Here is a 19,879-nt window from a genome sequence, read left to right as displayed (position 1 = left end):
TCTCAAATAAAGTTTGAATCTGATTCAAAATCAACTCTTGGCTAATTTATCCTCGTTTTTACTGTTTTAAGTTCAGCACAACTTTTTCAAAAATGTTCTCGTTCCAACTTCGTTGGAACCGGAATTTTCAAGGTTGTTTTATTGTTTAGTTTTCAAAGTTCTGTGTTTGTTACTGTTCATCAGCAACTTTTATATCTTATCACATTCGTGATTGTCTGTCAAGAACTTTTTGAAAAACTTTTTATTTTTTAACCGATGTGAAAATCAATTCCCCAGTTAATTTTATATATTAAATTCTTCGTTTTGCCTTATTTTCTAAGGCTTTGCCTCAACAGCAAGATAGATGATATCATACCATACAAGTTATGTCAACCACTTTTTTAACTTTTTTTATTTTTTATTTTATAGCTCATTTCTAACACTAACTTTCACCCCTATATGGCTTGTCGTGGAAGTTACTAATCCCGAACATCAGGTGTGGAAATTACTTATTCTTAATGTTATCTTATTCCTGCTCATCCATCTCTAATCTCCGACCGGAATAGGAGAGATATATGAATAAATCAGAAAGTTGGCAGGTCATAAAGATTTTTCTACAACAGCAAAGCATTATATGTATGTTACTGACACCATAGATAATCGCTCCAATGCCCACGAAACAGCTATCGCAGGCTAAGTTAATTGTCGTATACTGAAATGTGGCAATGGATTTCCACTGCCTCTCTTTTATATATTGACTCTGTTCACCGAGGGTCTCTGATACATACGCAAATAAGAATATATTTGGTGACCTCCTCGGTAAACTTGAATTTGTCTATTCGTTTGTTTCTCTATAAACTGTCATTCCGAATATTTTAATTTCGAACCCATCAATATATGGTTTTACACCATCTACTTCTGGTGCAAGTCGGTGTATTTTTGTAACCTCATACACTAATGCTTTATACCTAACACTTCCGCCGTCTTTTAAGTTCATACGAACAGGGGTTAATAGGATTACTAAAACAACTATAATTGCAATTACCACAAAGACTTTCTTTTTCATACAATCACACTCCTTTGCCAAATTCCGATTGTTATCATACCGCCTTTATTATTTTCTCTACATCCTTTTTGCTTGATAACCATATAACTTTATTGTCATAGCTTTCTAAAATGCTTCTTATTTCTTTCATATTTTTATTCTGAAAAGTCTCAGTCCATTTCAAAAGGTCATAGAGCGATTTTAAAGTTTCTCTTTTTCCTTTTTGTATTCCCAATTTTCTTTTTATAAATCGCATAATAATTCTGCTTTTACATAGATAGCCAGGCATATCTAGAACATATATCTTATCAGCTTCATCAAAACTTTGCTGTACCCAGGCATAATATACTCCCTCATTTATCCACTCATCATTATTATATAGTATTTCTTGTAATAACGCTTTTCGTTCATCAAGCGTTCTCTTTTTACCATATCCTTTGGCGTTGTTATCCCATTGAATATCGTCTAAGTCGAAATGAGAAATATTATACTTCTTTGAAAGTGCATTTGCTAAATATGTTTTTCCAGAACCACTGCAACCAATAATATGTATTTTCATATATAAAATCCTTTCATTTGTCATAGGCTCCTCTGCCTTTAGGTTGTGGGGAGTTGACAAGTCGGTATTCTCCACAACTTCTTATGAAGAGTATATAACAGGTAATGGTTCAACTATTTTATGTATCTTGTTATCATAACATAAAATTAGGTAACATAAAATTAAGTATATACTACAAACAATACATTTGCTAGATGATTTTAAACTCAACAACTAAAATGAATAAGTTTAAACTCAATAAATAAAACGAATTCATTATACTAAAAAATGGCTATGGTGCGAACCAATAGCCACTTTTAATTAAAGATGTTTTTTATATTTGCTTATATATTTCGCTAAAATATTTTTTGGTCAAAATATTCTTTTGGATAGTTTTTACCATTTACCAGATTGAAGACACTGTTCCTGTTACTATTTTTAGCAGAAGGTTGTTGTTGTAGATCCATAACAGGAATCCATTGTCATTAATCATTGTTGCACAGGTTTTACCAAATGGTGTGCTGATTAACATTGTTATTATTATGAACATAAACCATACTATTACTATTCCTTTTACGAATCCAAGTACACCGCCGAGTATCTTATTGGCTCCATGTATTCCCGGAATTTTGGTTATTATGTTGGTTGCCAATAGTATTATTCTGAATATAAGCATTACTATTATCGATGCTGCTACAAATGCTATCGCATCTATTACAAGACATGCTAAATAACCACCTACATATTCATCAAATGTCTTTGCTCCTAATTCTTTGTATGCTTTTGTTGTGTTGTTATTGGCTATTAGTTTTACTATTGTCTCTGGCAGTTTTAATGTGTCTGCTGCTTTTGACTGTTCTTTTTCAAATAGATCTTCGCCTATGTGTTTTGAGCTTACAAATTCTGTTGTCTTCTCACTGATTGTATCATAAAGGCTAGTCTGCTCCTTGAGATAATTGCCCACTACCGGTGTTATTGCAAGCACTATTGCTGTTGTAAGTAACATCGAAGCTATCGATATTGCAATCTTTATAAGACCTTTTCTGTAGCCTTCATATGTAAATAATGCAAATATAAGTATTGTTACTATGAGTAATATGTTCATATCTAGTTCGCTCCTTTTCGTTGTTTCTAACTTTTTTTATTTTTATTAATTTTGTCTATTTTAAAATAATATTATGTTACATAAGTACTTCGTTTTTCTTCTTTTATTTTTATCCTTTGTTTGCTTTAATCAATTGCGAAAGTTTTTCTTTTGCAAAGATAATTCCAAAAAGCTTTTTCATGCTATCTTTTACAAGATAATTCCAAAAGACTTTTCTATTCTATCTTTTATAAGATAATTCCAAAAGACTTTTCTATTCTATCTTTTACAAGATAATTCCAAAAAGCTTTTTCATGCTATCTTTTACAAGATAATTCCAAAAGACTTTTCTATTCTATCTTTTATAAAGGTAATCCCAAAGGCTTTACTATATTATCATTTATAATGCAGTAAAATCTCTGGATTACGGATTATAGATGATTTTTCGCTTGCTTTTACTGATATATCTTTCGCAATTACATATTATTTTAGCCTTATTTTTCTTATACTTCCATCTGCAATCAGATAAAACTGGTTATGCGAGTCGGTTTTTACAAGTCTGTTGATGATATTCTTGAATGTATAATCAAATTTTACTGATCCATTGAAGTTAATCATTCGGCAGGCTGATGTGTTATACATCATTATATAGTCTTCTGCAACCATATATTCTGTATAATCTTCGTTGTATGCATATTTTAACACCGGTTTCTGTTTGGATGTTGAATATACGCATAGTTCGTGGCTATTGTTGGAATCGGTCAGATTATATACTATTCCAATGTATCCATTCTCTATGAAGGCTTTTTTTATCTCATGCTCTATGTTGACTTCATAGTGGTTCTCCGGTATCTGGCGGTAATCGTATACGCTTATCATATTATCCCCAAGAAGCACTACTGTGTCATTGTCTGTGAATTGTACTTTTGGTATTATTGTGTCTTCGTAGTGCCATGCTCCAACTGCTCGCTCACTTTCATTTTGTCCTACTCCTGAGAAGTTATAAAATACTACTTTGGTCATCATCTTCTCACCATCAATATACAGGTATGATACAACTAACTTCTGTCCGTCTTTTGATGATGCCATTGCAAGTGGATATCCTCCTCCTGATATGTCTGTTTTTATCTTATATATCTGTGTATCCTGTGAATACATATATATATAATTGGTTGTATTCTCTTCTATACATACTATAATGCATCCTGTATTGGTTACTGCGATGTCTGTCGGTGTTCCATATACGTCTGTCTCACTTTTATAACCGCTCTCATTAAATATGTATACCTTTGTTCCAAGTGTATCTCCAACTGCTATGTAATTATCACATACCGCATATATCGGATTCTTGATCTCGTATGCATAATTCCAGATTGTCTGCTTCCCTTCTATATATGATATACCATCTCTTGATACTTCTATTATCCCATTTTTGTATTTAAAAAAATTGTTGTTAACAGCATTAGCATCTGCAAGTGTGGATTCTATATCATAATCACCATATACTTTTGTCTTCTCTTTGAGTATATTGATGCCAACAATTATAAAGACAACTGCTATTACTCCTATAATTATAAGTATGTTTTTCATACGATGTCTTTTTATCTTTTTCTCGTACTCTCCTATATCCGGATTCTCTATTGTCCGAAAGCCCTTCTTCTTCTCTTTTAAATATTTTTCACGACTTACCAAGCCTAAAGCCCCCTTTTTCTCATCCTTCTTTAAATACATATTGTAGCATATATTTTTTGACTGTCATAGTATTTTAGCCCAAATATAGTAAAAAAAAATATACTCTTTTTATCTTTTCTTAATTGTATCTGTTACATATTTTTTATCTTTATGTATCTCTTTTTAGACTTTTGTGTTTTTTGGGTATTTGTGATATATTATATCTATTCGATATATATTTCGAAAAAAATAATATGAAAAGGAGACTATATTTATGTCATTTGTACCAACACCTCATAACGGAGCTAAAGTAGGCGACATTGCAAAAACTGTTTTAATGCCTGGAGATCCCCTTCGTGCTAAGTTTATTGCTGAAAACTATCTTGAGAATCCTGTATGTTTTAACACCGTTCGAAATATGTTAGGATATACTGGTACTTACAATGGAAAAGAAGTTTCTGTAATGGGCGGTGGAATGGGTATTCCTTCTATCGGAATCTATTCTTATGAACTTTTCAATTTCTATGGAGTTGATAACATTATAAGAATCGGTTCTGCCGGCGGTTTATCAGACAATGTTAAGGTTCGTGATCTTGTAATTGGAATGGGTGCTTCTACTAATTCTAATTATGCTTCTCAGTATAAACTTCCTGGAACTTTTGCTCCTATTGCTGACTTTTCTCTTCTTAGAAAAGCTGTTGAAGTTGCTGAAAGCAAAAATATTAATGCTGTTGTAGGTAATATCTTATCTTCTGATACTTTTTATAGTGCAGATGCTACTGCTAATGATCTTTGGAAGAGTATGCAGGTTCTCTGTGTTGAGATGGAAGCTGCAGCTTTATATATGAATGCTGCTAAAGCCGGTAAGAAAGCTTTATGTATTCTTACTATCTCAGATCACATCTATACAGGAGAGGCTTTATCTGCTGAAGAGAGACAGACTTCTTTTAGAGATATGATGGAAGTTGCTCTTGAACTTGCTTAAGATATTATAAATATGACTTATGTTATATTTGACTTATTTGAGTAGGTTATTGTATGGCTTATGTTATATTTGGCTTATTTGAGTAGGTTATTGTATGGCTGTGATATAAAAACAGCTGCGGCTCGCTAGTAGTATTCACTTTATCGTGAATTAAAACTTGGCGATTTGCAGCTGTTTTTTCTTTTTTAACTTTTATATTTTGATTTTAACTTTTGTTCTTATATTCTGGTTTTTTCTTTGGTTTTTTAACTTTCGCTCTTGTATTTCGGTTTTTGCTTTGGTTTTTTAACTTTCGCTCTTGTATTTCGGTTTTTTCTTTGGTTTTTTAACTTTCGCTCTTGTATTCCGGTTTTTTCTTTGGTTTTTTTATCCTCTACTTTGGTTTTTATTTTTATCCTTGGCTTTTGGGTATCTTTTGTTCTAACTTTCGCTTTTATCTACCATTCTACTGTTACATTGATCTGTGGATAGTCTATTTTCTTAAAAAGTCCTTTTTTCTCTATATAATGTCCTACTTCTATGTCTACTTTTTTAAATCCATTTGATGGATGTTCAAGTTCTTCTCTTATACATTCTTTTATTGCATCTACTGCTTTTGGATTTTTTATAAGAAAATCTCTTACCTTGCTATATACATAATATGGCAATGGGTGATCTTGTGGTATCTCTCCTCCTAAATGGCTGCTTAGTGAGTGCAGACCTCTTCTTTTGCCCATTTCGTATCCATGTTTTGTAAAATCGATGAAAGTATATATCTCTGGTTTTATCTCGTCGATGATCATTATTTTCTGCCTCCTTAGGTGTATCTTCCTTTAGTATAATTTTATTTTTGTATTTATGCAATTAATTTTTACGGTTTTAGAAGATGTTTTTTATCTCTATTATATACTTTGTCTTACTTTTTATAGCAATATTTTGTGTTCATTTGTCATATATATTATTGTATAATGTATCTATGTGAGTACATAATATGCCATATGTATTATTGGGGGGCTTATCTGTGTCACATCTTATAAGAAATATCTACATTAATCACAATTATAGTTGATTACAAAGTTCATAGTTAGCAGGACTTGACTGGTATTTTGGATATTAGTATAGCAACGCTTATCTGGTGTTCTTGATATAAATACCGTCTTACAATCAGCTATTAATCAAAATTAAATAGGAGGGGGATCTATGCATAGTGTTACCAAAGAGGACATTATCAATTCTAATCACAGAATTATAAGTACACATACTATAGAAGATCTTAGATGTCTTACTTTTATAGAACGTGTACGCTTTAAGGGTTTTTCTTATTCTGATGATATCGAAGAACTGGCTGATGATACTTCTGAAGAACTCGCTGTATATACCATTGTTCTGTGCAATGGATATGAAATCGAGACGTATATTCGACCAGTTCGCAATTAGTTTTATGCTTACTTTTATTTTATAATCTTTTTATTCTCTATCCACAGTTTCCCGCACTTTACTGTGTGGAAATTGTGGATAACTATGTGAATAACTCTTATTTTTTCAACAATTCAACTCTTTTTGTATGTGTTTTTGTGGAAAACAATGTTTATTTTTTATCATTATCAGCTCTGCTTAGTGGATATCTTTTACTTTATATTCTTTATCATCTGCATATTTTATATATTAGTTTCCCTATGTTAACTTCTTTTTATACTATCTGGAGACTTTTTATACGATTTTATATCTTATTTAAATGCTTATATACATTCATGAAGATATTAGAAGCATCTTGAAATCAAATGGGTAAAATATAAAAAATGCTTATATACATTCCCGTATGTATATAAGCATTTTTTGTTCACGCACGCTGTTAAGTTATGTTTGTTATGCCTGCATCTTGTTTGCTGACATTCTCTTTGCTTCCCCAATGAATTTAGTTACAAGCATACAAATATTATATGTATTAACAAAATATCCGGCTTTTCTAAGTTCATAGCAAATACTCTTACCGATAAAATACTCCACGTTTGCGCCTTGATTAATTACTTCAAGCTGTTTAGAAACTTTTTCAAATACTCCATCTGTTAATTCTTTGTCCGTACTTACATTTGAAAGTTCAAAAACGTTTCTGATGATGTTTTCCCCAAAACACTGCCAGCTATACATAATTTTTTTCTTCCATTCCATAACATTCCCTCCGCCTATTAAGTTTTTTACTACAGGTTTTATTATACTATTATTTTTTGTCGAGATAAAGTATTTTTTGATTTTTTAGGTAAATTGGGTTAATTAACAGTATCTGTATGTGTGTTTTCCTTTATTTTTCAAGAATCTTCTCTATCACTGCAATCGGTTGTCTTATGGTATTATAAGCGTTTGTCCAACATATATCTTATCTTCATCACTTAAGTTATTCATGTCCATTAATACTGTTTTTTTGTCATCTGTTCCATAGTATTTTTTGCATATTGATGTTATTGTTTCGCCATATTTTACTTTATGTAGTGTTTCTTCCTGTTGTGATGTCAAATTTTCTGTATTGGTACTACCACTTTGGTGCAAAATCGTGTCCTGTGCATCATTAATTGATGTATCTGCATCTGATTCTGTACTGCTCTCACTCTCTCCCGTAGAAGTCTCCGTCTCTGTCTCTACTTCTCCATTCAGTTTCATAACTTCTACTGTCTCACCTTCATCAACACTACCAGATCCACTGCTTCCCGGAATTATCATCTTGCCAATCTCGCTTATAGTAGTTGCCATAGAATTAATCGTATTGTCTACACTGTTTATTCTTTTTGAATCTTTGATGATATTCATTCCAAATGCTGCTGCAAGCACAAGAACCATTGTTGCCATAACATATACTGCTGACATAAGTCTCTCATGCTCTTTTTCTTCCTGTTTATAACGAATCTTCTCCCGTATCTTCTTAGAAGTCTCGTCTGAATCAATGCTTTCTGTTGTCGCAGGAATCAGATTGTCTATCATGTAATCCTGCATATTTCTGTTTTTCTCAAAGTATATATAGTATCCCGGAAGTGGTGTAAGTGTTCCAAGAGTGCATGTGTAAACTGTCAGTTCATCTTTTTCATAATTATAATGAATAAATATTCCATCTTTTTTCTGAAAATTGTCTATGTGATTCTTAAGAACTGACATATTCTCTTCTATATTCTCCTGGTCTGATACATAGTACCAGCCAACTTCTGATGTATTATGATAGTATCTTGCTGCTTCTTCCTGTATCTCATTCTTTAGAGTATCTGTCATTATTACTCTATTATTGCGCATTATTCCTTTGTCTGCTTTGACTGCACCATTTACAAATATGTATTTTCTTCCATTATCTCTTATTCTGCTTCCAAGAAGGACTCCCATACAGGGAATCATGCGATTTCTGACTGTTTGTCTTATATAACTCTGTGTATAGTCTTCTATGTATATCTTCTTCTCTCTTGATATCTCGCCGATTTGTCTTAGGTTCTTAGGCAGATTTATATTCGTCTGATTCTCATCCTTATTATTCGATTTGCTTACAACTGCCTCTATCACACTATCCCCCACTCTCTATACCAGACGTTTTTTAACGTATGTTACTAAAGTTACTTTGTTGCTTCTGTGCTATGTATATTATATGCGTGACACTATGACTTTATGTATCTTTCAAATCATTTTATTTTTACGCTTTAACATTTGGACAAGACAAGGGTTATCTGTGATAGATTAAGATTATTAGAATATGTATATGGTGGCTGTGCAGAAATAATGTTATGTATATGGCAGCTATGTAAAAATAATGTTATGTATATAGCAGCTATGCGGAAATAATGTTATGTATATGACGGATATGTAAAAATAATACATAAAACAAAAATACCGGAGATCTAAATTGTCTCTCCGGCATTTTTTACATTACTTATATCATACTTTATTATTAATTCATTGTTACAATATTGCCACTACATATACTTTTGCATAAACCAAAGTCTATTTTTGCAAATTAACCGGTTCTCGTCCGGCTTTTAGTGCTGCACTTATGGTCATATTCTCATTCTGTGACATAATCTGCATAAGCCTGTCTATACGCTCTACTGTACACATCTCTTTGCCAAGATATGCTTCATAATTAGTTGAGACATACAATGTTCTCTCTTTTATTTTTTGCTTTATATCTTCTTTTTGCTTCTTCTTACGGTTAAGCTCTTCTTCCATTCTGTTAATCCTTGGAAGATCTTCATCCTCGTGCTGTTTTCTAAGAACAGGCACTGTCTCTTCTTCAAATGTTGCAAGTGCCGAAATCTTTTTCTTCTTATATAGATCCATCTCTTTCTGGTTATCAAAAAGTTTTGCATCAAATTTATTAAGATTATAATATTCTTCATTACGATCTTTTTTGATATTATTGCGCATCACTTTAATCTTACGATTATTCTGTGCTATAAGCTTTCTCTTACGACTTATGGTCTTAAGTTCCTCCGTATATGCAACTTTGGTTCTGTCATTAATTAAGATATATGACAGAAATGCGACTACTATTATAACAAAATATATTATTACAAGATAATATGACTTATGATTTGGTATCAGCAGATATATTCCACATGGTAAAAACAAGAATACACCTATGAGAAGAATTATAAATAAAAACATCTCTTTAATTGAGCTTGCAAAAAACATAGAAAAGTATAATGATGAATTACAAAATGATGGTATATTGTTCTTCTTCATTATATTCGCAATCTCTTCTCTTATCTTCGCATTCTCTTCATAGACTGGCTTTGTCTCCTCGGCAATTCGGTCTATTACACCTTTCTCTCTGGCTTTTTCTCTCTGACCTTTTATCTTCTTGTCTTTGCCTATAAGCTTCTCTATCTCTGTATTGTATGCCTTTTCTATCTCTTCACGCCTTGATTTTACCGTCTGCGCTATCGTATTCTCAAGAATCTGATGTTCCGCTTCTATATTCTTCTCAAGATTTCTTATCTCAAATGACAGATCTTCTCTGTATTGCTCCATATCATTGAGTTCTTTGATATCTTTTCGCATTATCTTTAAATCAGTTATGTCTCCATCTAGTATATTCTTCTTCTCCATAAATATTATCTTCCCCCTTGAACGTCTATAAGATAACCTTTCTTCTTAAGCTCCTGTGTAATGTCATCAAGTGTCTGTACTGTTTCTGCTGAAACTGTATGATAATGTGTTCCGTCTGACAGACTCATAAGCTGCTTTGCATTACTCTTTTTGAATTTTTCGGCAAATTCTCTTACATCCTTACGTGTTTTTAAAATAAGATCAGCAGTAATCGCACCATACACACTATGTTCTACTACAACATCAAGCACTTTACCACCCAGATCAACAATCGTGTTTAACTCGTCTTCCATCTCATCTTCCGTATGTTTTACATGAAAACTCCTTGTATATAATGTTCCCGATGTATGTTCCTGTATAATATACCCTTTATATGTCGAAAGTATATTCTTATTCTCTGCACGCAAAAGTGCTATATCCTGCACTATTACCTGTCTGCTTACTGAAAATATCGTTGCTAACCTTCCTCCTGAAACAGGCCTATCTTCTTTGCGCAAAATATCTACAATTCCAGCTCGCCTTGCATTGCCATCCATCATCTCTATCACCCCACCTTAACATATATTTACTGTTTAGAGTATATCTCATTTCATTTATTTTTGCAATTACAGTACATTTTCTATTCTTTTATGATAGAATAGGGATTACTTATATTATCTTTTTGTAATTTGATCCCGATAAAATGTATATATAGTAATTTATTACTATATAGCCACACGCAGTTTTGTAATATTTCAACTTAAAAAGGTGGTGCTTTTAATGACAGATAACTTATAGCATTAATAACCTAACTACTACTAAGTCTCATAAAGGAGGTCCTAACATGAAAAAAGTATTATCTATATTCTTGTCTCTTGCTCTATTCATTTCCTTTCCTATGACAACTTTAGCTAAGGACAAACTTCCATGTAACACCTTTACCAGCTCTAAATACACAATAAATGTTACTAGTATTGATACAAATAAAGTCTGCACTAAGATACTTAAGGATTTAAACGGCAATATATTTACTCTAACTGAAATCGGAACTAATGGATACTATATTTATGATAATGCTTCTGGAAAATACTTAGAAATGTCTGACAGCGCACCTTCTCCATATGAATCATATTATGATAATTTATATTATTTTGGTCCACTATGCTATTATGTCAAAACTAATAATCAGTATATTCACACTATTACTCATGACACCATGTCCAAAGCAACTACGGTCCTTTCCAACCAAAGATTTACATCTGCTCTATCTACCACTAGAACTAACTCATTATCTTTAGACATAATGAGCACTGATAAAAAAGTTTATGTACCTAACTACAACTATATAAAAAACGCAGTATATCCCGCAAATGAAAATGGCACTTGTGGATATACCGCAGCATGTTTGTTACTTTATTATTGGCATAAAACAAACGGAGGAATCATTCCATCAACTTATTTGAATAATAATGGTCAATTATTAACATCTGGATATACCTTACAGAATAAACTTCTTTCTTATGGACATTCTGACTCATCATGGGGAAAAACAATTCGTGATGTTCTAATAGATTATTGCAATGAATATAATATTTCCGCAACTTCATATTACTATCTTGGTAAACTTGGTGTTTCGGATTCTATAAAAAACGGTCATCCAGCCATTGTTTTCGGATTATTAACTTCAACGCCTTCACCCGCAAGTATTTCTCCTTTCTCAACAAACGGTAAAGTTTCTCATGCCGTAACTGTTTATGGAATAAGTGGAAACTATTATATTTGCCATTATGGTTGGTCAGGATATTCTCATGTATTATTAGATAGTGGACTTATTGGTTCATGTACATTATTTCAACTTAATTAAATTATCTTATTTCGAAAGGATTAATTATGTTCAAAAGCAACCTATTATCATATTTCAAGTTAATATTAATTTTAATAACTATTACATTAGAAGTAACCTGTAAATTTGTATGGTTAAAATTTGCACTCTCGCCACATAGAATTATATACCATAAAACAAATTATATTTCACCCATTACTTTTGGATATGCCAACTTTTTCCCTGTAATAGTTTTTACTTTGACTTGCATATTGATGATTCTAATAGCTTTAGAAACTATTAAACATCTTCAATTAGCAAAAGCAATAATTATTCTATCAGCTATTACATCAACATTAAATATAGTTCCTATTTGTATAGGACAAAGTAAATTAAACATGGGTATTATTATTATTACTTCTTTATTGTTGCTTATTGGAATATTAACATCACTTTTAACTCAGAAATAATCTCATTTCATTTATTTTTGCAATTACAGTACATTTTCTATTCTTTTATGATAGAATAGGGATTATAAATACCATTAAAGAATAGGATGTGACAATGTGTTTAGATTGTGGGGCAAAATATTTGAGAATAATCATCTTGTGAAAGATATTGTTGTATGTAATGATTCTGAAAATCTTAACAGAACAAAAAAAATCTTCAATGGAATCGATGAAATATGTGTAGCATTCGATCTCGAAAGACCTATGTGGTTCGACTCTAATATTGAAGATTTTAAAAGACATGATAAAGTAAGATTTACACAGGATAACTTTATTGAGCATATTGATTTCGATTATCTTGAAATTCATGTTATTGAAGAATAGCGAGTTATTAAAAAGAGTGAAACTTTTATATGTTTCACTCTTTTTAATAACTCGCTATTCCAAAGTTTCCTTAATATAATATTCTATTACTTATTTTATCAAAAATATTATTACATTCTATTCATGATTAACAATATAGAAGCCATAAAAATAACCCTTACTGTCCATAAGTTCTTTAAAACTTCCCATCTCTGCTATCTTGCCATCCTTTAATACAATAATCTCATCACATCTGTTTAAAAGATTAGGATTAAGACGATGAGTTATTATTACACTTCCAACATTATCAATATCAAGGATAGTATTCTCAATCTGATTCTCCATAATAGCATCAAGACTTGCTGTAACTTCATCAAGAACAAGATACTTAGCTCCACTTAACAGTGCTCTTGCTATACCAATTCTCTGCTTTTCACCGCCAGACAGATTATTGCCATTCTCACTTATCTTAGATGACAGTCTCTCCGGCAGAGAATCGACAAGTTCCCTTAACCCCGACTTATCAATTACATCTTCTATTCTGCTATCATCATAATCATTATATAAAGTAATATTATTATACAGACTGTCAGCAAATAGAAATACATCCTGCTGCATATAATTAACAGTGCTGTAAAGCTGTTTTTTGGGATAATCATTAAGCTGTACACCATCAAGTCTTATCTCACCTTCATTGTTATAAAATCCCATAATAAGTTTGGCAAGTGTAGATTTACCACTTCCACTCTCTCCAACTATTACATACTTCTTACCAGGCTTAAACCCGACGCTTATATCTTCAATCTGATTAACTTCTCCATCATAAGAAAATGATACTTTCGATAATTCAATTCCTGTACCATCACCTGTTATATATGACTTATTAACATCTGTATTATCACTTTCAAGCGTGCTCTCTATCTTCTCTCTTAGGTCACCCACAGATTTATATTCAGCCATATACATTGGGAGTTCCTCAAATGGTGATAATATTCCCCCGATAAGCTGTGATATCATAAGAACTGTACCGGCTGTCATGTTACCTTTAAGCACAAGCCATGTTCCGATTACAATTGTAAGCACATAGCTTAACGAAGTGCACATCATCGATATCCATCCTACATAATAGTTAAGCATATTACTCTTATATGTACTATTTTCCTGTGCTATATTAGCTACATTTACTTTTTCCTTTATCCTGCTCTGAATATTAAACAATTTAATCGTAGAAAAACCACCAAATGAATCTTTTATCTCTCTTATATAATTCTCAGCTTTCTCTGACGCATTATTCTGTGCATCATTAAGCCTTCTCTCAAATTTTCCCGGAATAATAACAGATAAAAGTCCCACTGCTATATTAAGCAAAGCTATGTACGGGCTAATAAACACAAGTGTTATAAATGTAATCAAAAAGCAGGCTGCCACACGATATATTCCACACAATGCATCAAAATAGCTCTCACACATCTGATAGACATCTCTGTTTAATATATTCATATAATATGAACTTCCTTTTGCACCAAATGTAACAATGTCTTTATTAAATATTCCAGCAAATATATCTTCTTTCACATCTTTCAAAAATGCTGCACGATACCGTTCCTTAGAACGTTTACACAATGCTGTTGCACTCATATCAAGAATTGAGAATACCACTGCAAGCAGTGAGTATCTCGCAAAATCCTCATTCTTACCTGTAAGTACTATATCAAGTACTGGCTGAAGCGCCTTACAGAACAGAATTGACATAATCGCCATAATCGGTACTGTAATCAGATACATTATGAATTCCTTTTTATTTTTGTACAAGTATTTTTTCATTATTATCTCCCTCCTACTCATATTTTACAAAAAGTAGGCGTAATATAGTTCGACTATACTACACCTACCCGCCAAATAATAGCGTTAGCAATTTAGAATTTGCTTGAGTTTCTTACAAATACCATAATTCTCATCTCCTTCTAAATTTTCAAAACAATTCTATAACGCTCTATTCCATTTTCATTCCACTAATTCCTATAATCATAAATATTGCTACCATACATGTAGCTGCACCCAAGAATATTGTTGATACAGACAGACGAAGTGCCAATCCACTTACAACAAATGACATTATTGGAGAAGCTGCGCATGAACATGCATTAAATATAGAAGCAGAACGTGCAAGATACTGTTCTTCAACGCTATTCATAAACTGAATCTGTACTACACCTGATATCCAACTAAGTGTCATACCTGCAATCAATGATATAACTCCACATAGCAGATATGATGGTATCTGCTGACCATAAGTAAATCTTCCAAGCACAAAACTTCCATAACCAATTCCAATTATAATTCCTGAACCTACAACAATCACTCTTGCCGGTATTTTTTTAATTAGGTAAGGTAATACTACTGTTCCAAGACTCATTCCAAGAATAAGTGCTACACCAAACACACTTAAAAGTTCGCTTCCCAATCCAAATATCTCAACTGCCATTGGTGACTGAAGTGAATTAATAGGAACTGTGACTGCATTAACAAGTACCCCAAGTATACAGAAATTTAAAATTATTCTTTTGACTTTTATATAAGAAAATCCTTCTTTTAATCCTTTTAAATAATCCTGTACATTAACTTTCTTCTTCTCATGTCTCTCTTCTGTACTATGAACCATTCCTGTCATAAATGCTGACAAGAAAAATGTTGCACCATCAATTAACATAGCAACTTCTATTCCACCAACACCAATAATAACACCTGCTATTCCAAGTCCGATTAACTGTGATATATTACAAAGAGTTGAATTCATAGATGTTCCAAATGCGTAATACTTCTTATCTATAACTTTAGGTATAAATGCTATTCCTGCTGGAAGACAAAATGCTTCCACCGATGATATAATAAGTGTAAATGCCGCAAGTATTAATGGATTAACTACACCTGTTTTATACAAAACTGCAAGAAGAACTACTACTATTCCTCTTATCAGATCTGTTGATACCATAACACGCTTTTTGTTCATATTCTCAACTAATGCACCTGTAAATGGCTGTAGAATTACTGATGGAAGCTGGTTCAATGCAAATATTATTGCTGTCCATGATGCACTTCCTGTTACTGCATATACAAGCCATGTAAATGCAAGACTGTCTATGGAATCACCAAAACGACTGATTACATTAGAGATTATTATCTTCATGTATTCTTTTTGCTTTATTATGTCTCCATAACCAATTTTTTCTTCTTTTGTGTTTTCTTCAATGCTTACGTTTACTTCCTGTGCATCCATTTAATCTCTCCTAACATACTTTATTTTGTGTTATATTATGCAAGTCGTAGTAATAATCTAATAATGCTCTTTCTTTTAGAGTTAATCCATCAGCTCGTTTTTCAAGACATTTCTGATTATTTTTCATACGACTATATTTACAACTTCCAATGCAATATGGCAATTCTATGCAATCTCTGCATTGTGGATTATCTAATGCGCTTATACTTTTTAATTTGTAATAATCTGACAGTCGTTCTATTCTAACATTTCCATCTATATCCAAATATCCCATCCTTTTTTCATCTGAATCTGTATTAGAACACAATAGAACCGAGCCATCTGTATCAATTACTATTGCATTTTTTTGGCAGGCATGACAATGAATATATGAATTTTCTCTACCAATAATTTTATATCCCATGTCTATTGCCTGTCTTAAAAGTGAATAAGTACTTAACATCTCTTTGTTTTGGAAAATATTCGAAATACTAACAAACACCTGTGAACGGTACTTTTTATCTATTCCATTTAATACTTCTGAGATATCTTCTATATTTTCTGCATCAACATTTATACGCAGAGTAACTTTGATATCATGTTGTAAAACCTTGTTTACATTTTCCATCACTTTAACAAAGGTGCCTTTCCCATTTGCCAACACACGTCTTGCGTCATGAGAAGTACGATTTCCATCTATAGTAATCTGCATAGATTTAATATTCAATTTTTGCATTTGTTCAAGCATCGCATCAGTGAGTAAGTATCCATTCGTGGTAATCGTTGAATAAACACTAGTTCCTTCAGCACTGCAAATTTCATTAACTTTTTCCAGAATATAAAACATTTTTTTATATTCTATCACAGGTTCTCCACCAAACCAATCTATTTTTACTTTTTTTGATTTTTTAGCCGCATTTTTTACTAATTTTAATATTTGTTCCATAATTTTTTCATCAAGCACCCTGGTAACGTGCTTCTGTTCGCAATAGGTACATCTAAAATTGCAGGCATTTGTAGCATATATCAAAATATTATAAGTACTATCCTGATATTTAGCAGTATTTTCCAACACCTTCAATTCACTCAATTCATCAATTGCATCCTGTAATACTATCTTTTTTTCTAACCAAATCTTTAACCATTCTATTTCTTGAAAAGTATAACTTCCACAATTTAGATTTTTCAAAAGACTCCAAATTTCTTCTTTATCTTCTACATTGTATACATAATATTTTCTTGATAACGTGTTATATAACATACTCTTACCATCATCAATTTGTATTTCAGTTGTATAATTAGATACTTTCATCTACGCACCACCATATCGAATAGTATACCTTATCAGAATAGGCAGAGTATCCCTGCCTATCTAATAAGAATACTAAATATCTGTTATTATTTGATACTTATTAATTTCCGCCTATAATAACACAGAAATTCAAATAGTCTTCCTCAGCTGCTGTTGCATCAACCGAATAGTTCTGAATTGCTGCTGCAAATTCTTCTGAATCAATCACAACTTTTCCATCCGCAACTGTTATGTCTTCCTTGTTTGCTATAAATTTCTTACTCTCCATAGTTTCTTACCTCGTTTCTTTCTATTATTTTATATATTAACTCAGTGTTTTTCTGAACTAATAACAATTTCATAACCGATTCCAAAGTTTTCTTCCTCGGCAATTACAGATACTTCTGTACTCTGAATATCAAGATTTTCTTCCTGATTTTCATTCTTATCATTTTGCAATTCATATTTTGATGTCTTCATTTTCATTTTCTCCTTTTCCATAAGGTGCTAATATTGTAAACAGACTATATGTCTCATCTTCATCTAAATCTTCAAGTGCCTGATACTTTTCAAACAATACATCTATTTCCTGTTTGAATTTCTCCATATCTGACTTTTTAGCTTTCATAAAATAAGACTTAATCTTATGTGGCTTACTTGAATCAGTATTAACATTTTTAATCGCTTTCTTAGTAAGATAAGCAAAATGTTGCCCTGATAACTCTACCTTTCTTCTTCTCTCAATTTCAGTTCCCCTAATTCGATTCATTATTTCTATCTCATCAGATATCAAAGCATATTGTTTTTCAATTTGACCATTTTGAATAATCTCTTTATCCTCTCTAACCAATCCTGCCTTGACAAACCTTTGCAAATATAATTGAACCGAATAATTAGGCACTCCTATTCTACCTGCAATTTCTCTGCCAGTACTTATCCCATCCATGAGACAAAGCATAACATCCATTCCTATACCTGATAATATATCATTTTCCATTTGCTCATTCTCGTCAATCATATTCATCTCATAAATACAAGCCATATCACTCATCATTGTCACCTCCTTTTTATTTTTATGAAAATCTAACTTTCTCTGTTAATTTATCTAATTCACAATCTCCAATTACAGCTAATCCCATATTGTTTTCATGTAATATTCTCTTAGCTATAGAATCTAAGTCTTCTTTTGTTACACTTCTTATTCTTCTTACTTCATTCTCTATATAAAAATTACTCTCCATTACACTGCACTTTCCAACATTTCTTAAATGATCTGTTGTATTCTCCATCGAAAGCAACATCGATGTTTCCATAATTTTCTTTTCTCTAGATATCTCTTCTTCTGTAAACCCAGTAGTTAATACTTTAAAAAACGTATTCATAATTACATCCGCTACCTCCATCGTCTTGTTCTTATCGCAAACTGCCATAAAACCTATTGTACCTCTGTTTTTATAAAAGTTTGAAAAACCTCCTACATTATACGCAAGTCCTCTTTTCATTCTGACTTCCTGAACTATTCTTGCCTGTAGTCCACTCTGTCCAAGTATTCTAACCATCATATCTGTTGCTGTTCTATATTCCGACTGATATGACGGTGCTCTAAAGCCAATAGATATAACTGCATTTGAACCACTTCCTTTATTCCAATATCCACTTGGAAGTTCTTCAACAAATTCTTCTTTAATTATCTTTCGCCTATCTTCCCATTTTCCAAACTTGTTTTCTATCATCTCTAAAGTCTGTGAATAATCTATATTTCCAACCACTACTATCGTTGCATTTGCTGGTATATAACTTACTCTAAGTAATTCCTGCACTTGCTCCTGTGTAGCTTTTTCTATTAATCGCAAATTACCCATAATAACTTTTCCAATTCCAACATTTCCCCATATAGCCTGACTTGTACGCTCTTTTATCTGTTGAAATGACGAATAGAAACTTGTTGCTTCCTGCAGTACAACTTTCTTCTCATTCTCAAAAAAGTTATGTTCAAAATCTCTATTATTAATAGCAATATGAGCCAAACAGGATAGACAAATATCTAATGTATTCTTTAGACCTATATAATAAAAATATGTACACTCTTTGGTCGTAGCTGCATTATATATAACACCTTCTGCTGCTGCCCTATATGCTAATTCTGAATACTCATAATTGTTCGCATTCTGCGGATTAATTACAAGGTGTTCTACTAAATGTGACAATCCATTATTTTCATCATTCTCATGTTTGCTTCCCTGATTAACCCATAGTCCACATGAAACAGTCTTTGCTTCTGGTATTCTATGCAATATAACTTTTAGTCCATTTTCCATATAAGCATTTATTACATCATACATATTTTATTTCTTTCCTT

At 32.0% G+C, this 19,879-nt stretch carries 20 protein-coding genes; 4 read left to right on the top strand and 16 right to left on the bottom strand.

The features are described 5' to 3' along the window. Nucleotides 1-814: 814 nt before the first annotated feature. The 4 genes from KQI85_RS11325 to KQI85_RS11310 form a co-directional block, all read right to left on the bottom strand. A complete protein-coding gene (locus KQI85_RS11325) occupies nucleotides 815-1,045 on the bottom strand; it encodes a hypothetical protein (protein WP_216576196.1) in 231 nt (76 codons plus the stop codon). 34 nt (nucleotides 1,046-1,079) lie between these two features. Next, on the bottom strand, nucleotides 1,080-1,607 hold the full coding sequence (locus KQI85_RS11320) for a DNA topology modulation protein FlaR (RefSeq protein WP_253293846.1): 528 nt from the start codon (nucleotides 1,605-1,607) through the stop codon (nucleotides 1,080-1,082). 358 nt (nucleotides 1,608-1,965) lie between these two features. Then, nucleotides 1,966-2,667 (bottom strand): CvpA family protein, encoded by a 702-nt coding sequence (locus tag KQI85_RS11315; protein WP_216576195.1) that lies wholly within the window; start codon nucleotides 2,665-2,667, stop codon nucleotides 1,966-1,968. A gap of 462 nt (nucleotides 2,668-3,129) precedes the next feature. Beyond that, nucleotides 3,130-4,338, bottom strand: coding sequence for a DUF5711 family protein (locus tag KQI85_RS11310; protein WP_216576194.1), 1,209 nt, complete (start codon nucleotides 4,336-4,338; stop codon nucleotides 3,130-3,132). Nucleotides 4,339-4,591: 253 nt separating this feature from the next. On the opposite strand from KQI85_RS11310, the gene deoD reads away from it, so the two are divergent. Continuing rightward, nucleotides 4,592-5,302 (top strand): purine-nucleoside phosphorylase, encoded by a 711-nt coding sequence (gene deoD, locus KQI85_RS11305; RefSeq protein WP_216576193.1) that lies wholly within the window; start codon nucleotides 4,592-4,594, stop codon nucleotides 5,300-5,302. A gap of 437 nt (nucleotides 5,303-5,739) precedes the next feature. On the opposite strand, the gene KQI85_RS11300 is transcribed toward deoD, so the two are convergent. Then, nucleotides 5,740-6,084: a hypothetical protein gene (locus tag KQI85_RS11300; RefSeq protein ID WP_216576192.1), complete on the bottom strand. Its 345-nt coding sequence runs from the start codon at nucleotides 6,082-6,084 to the stop codon at nucleotides 5,740-5,742. Nucleotides 6,085-6,481: 397 nt separating this feature from the next. Between KQI85_RS11300 and KQI85_RS11295 the strand changes: the two genes are divergently transcribed. Then, nucleotides 6,482-6,718: a hypothetical protein gene (locus KQI85_RS11295; RefSeq protein ID WP_216576191.1), complete on the top strand. Its 237-nt coding sequence runs from the start codon at nucleotides 6,482-6,484 to the stop codon at nucleotides 6,716-6,718. Nucleotides 6,719-7,147: 429 nt separating this feature from the next. Here the strand turns inward: KQI85_RS11295 and KQI85_RS11290 are convergent, their stop codons facing one another. From KQI85_RS11290 to KQI85_RS11275, 4 genes are all read right to left on the bottom strand, one after another. Further along, nucleotides 7,148-7,450, bottom strand: a complete 303-nt coding sequence (locus tag KQI85_RS11290; RefSeq protein WP_216576190.1) for a hypothetical protein — start codon at nucleotides 7,448-7,450, stop codon at nucleotides 7,148-7,150. A gap of 171 nt (nucleotides 7,451-7,621) precedes the next feature. After that, nucleotides 7,622-8,818: a LysM domain-containing protein gene (locus KQI85_RS16980; protein WP_216576189.1), complete on the bottom strand. Its 1,197-nt coding sequence runs from the start codon at nucleotides 8,816-8,818 to the stop codon at nucleotides 7,622-7,624. A gap of 435 nt (nucleotides 8,819-9,253) precedes the next feature. Then, nucleotides 9,254-10,360, bottom strand: a complete 1,107-nt coding sequence (locus KQI85_RS11280; RefSeq protein WP_216576188.1) for a hypothetical protein — start codon at nucleotides 10,358-10,360, stop codon at nucleotides 9,254-9,256. Between the two features lie 5 nt (nucleotides 10,361-10,365). Continuing rightward, nucleotides 10,366-10,899 (bottom strand): transcription repressor NadR, encoded by a 534-nt coding sequence (locus KQI85_RS11275; RefSeq protein ID WP_371820607.1) that lies wholly within the window; start codon nucleotides 10,897-10,899, stop codon nucleotides 10,366-10,368. 284 nt (nucleotides 10,900-11,183) lie between these two features. On the opposite strand from KQI85_RS11275, the gene KQI85_RS11270 reads away from it, so the two are divergent. Further along, nucleotides 11,184-12,203, top strand: coding sequence for a hypothetical protein (locus KQI85_RS11270; RefSeq protein WP_216576187.1), 1,020 nt, complete (start codon nucleotides 11,184-11,186; stop codon nucleotides 12,201-12,203). 524 nt (nucleotides 12,204-12,727) lie between these two features. Beyond that, nucleotides 12,728-12,994, top strand: a complete 267-nt coding sequence (locus KQI85_RS11265) for a hypothetical protein (RefSeq protein ID WP_216576186.1) — start codon at nucleotides 12,728-12,730, stop codon at nucleotides 12,992-12,994. A gap of 117 nt (nucleotides 12,995-13,111) precedes the next feature. On the opposite strand, the gene KQI85_RS11260 is transcribed toward KQI85_RS11265, so the two are convergent. The 7 genes from KQI85_RS11260 to KQI85_RS11230 form a co-directional block, all read right to left on the bottom strand. After that, nucleotides 13,112-14,797, bottom strand: a complete 1,686-nt coding sequence (locus KQI85_RS11260) for an ABC transporter ATP-binding protein (RefSeq protein ID WP_216576185.1) — start codon at nucleotides 14,795-14,797, stop codon at nucleotides 13,112-13,114. A 169-nt stretch (nucleotides 14,798-14,966) separates the two neighbouring features. Continuing rightward, a complete protein-coding gene (locus KQI85_RS11255) occupies nucleotides 14,967-16,250 on the bottom strand; it encodes an MFS transporter (RefSeq protein ID WP_216576184.1) in 1,284 nt (427 codons plus the stop codon). A 10-nt stretch (nucleotides 16,251-16,260) separates the two neighbouring features. Next, entirely contained in the window at nucleotides 16,261-17,541 is a 1,281-nt protein-coding gene (locus tag KQI85_RS11250) for a radical SAM/SPASM domain-containing protein (RefSeq protein WP_216576183.1), read from the bottom strand. A 100-nt stretch (nucleotides 17,542-17,641) separates the two neighbouring features. Continuing rightward, nucleotides 17,642-17,809 (bottom strand): hypothetical protein, encoded by a 168-nt coding sequence (locus KQI85_RS11245; RefSeq protein WP_216576182.1) that lies wholly within the window; start codon nucleotides 17,807-17,809, stop codon nucleotides 17,642-17,644. A 41-nt stretch (nucleotides 17,810-17,850) separates the two neighbouring features. After that, entirely contained in the window at nucleotides 17,851-18,000 is a 150-nt protein-coding gene (locus tag KQI85_RS11240; RefSeq protein ID WP_216576181.1) for a hypothetical protein, read from the bottom strand. Then, a complete protein-coding gene (locus KQI85_RS11235; RefSeq protein WP_216576180.1) occupies nucleotides 17,981-18,574 on the bottom strand; it encodes a hypothetical protein in 594 nt (197 codons plus the stop codon). Before KQI85_RS11235 ends, KQI85_RS11240 begins: the two co-directional genes overlap by 20 nt. Nucleotides 18,575-18,593: 19 nt before the next feature. Beyond that, nucleotides 18,594-19,862 carry a pitrilysin family protein gene (locus tag KQI85_RS11230; protein ID WP_216576179.1) on the bottom strand — a complete coding sequence of 423 codons (1,269 nt, stop codon included), beginning with the start codon at nucleotides 19,860-19,862 and terminating at the stop codon, nucleotides 18,594-18,596. Nucleotides 19,863-19,879: the final 17 nt, after the last annotated feature.

This window comes from Falcatimonas sp. MSJ-15, from assembly GCF_018918265.1.
Classification (GTDB): Bacteria; Bacillota; Clostridia; order Lachnospirales; family Lachnospiraceae; genus Falcatimonas.
Note: the sequence above shows the minus strand (reverse complement) of the source record. Positions and strands in the feature narration are given on the sequence as shown.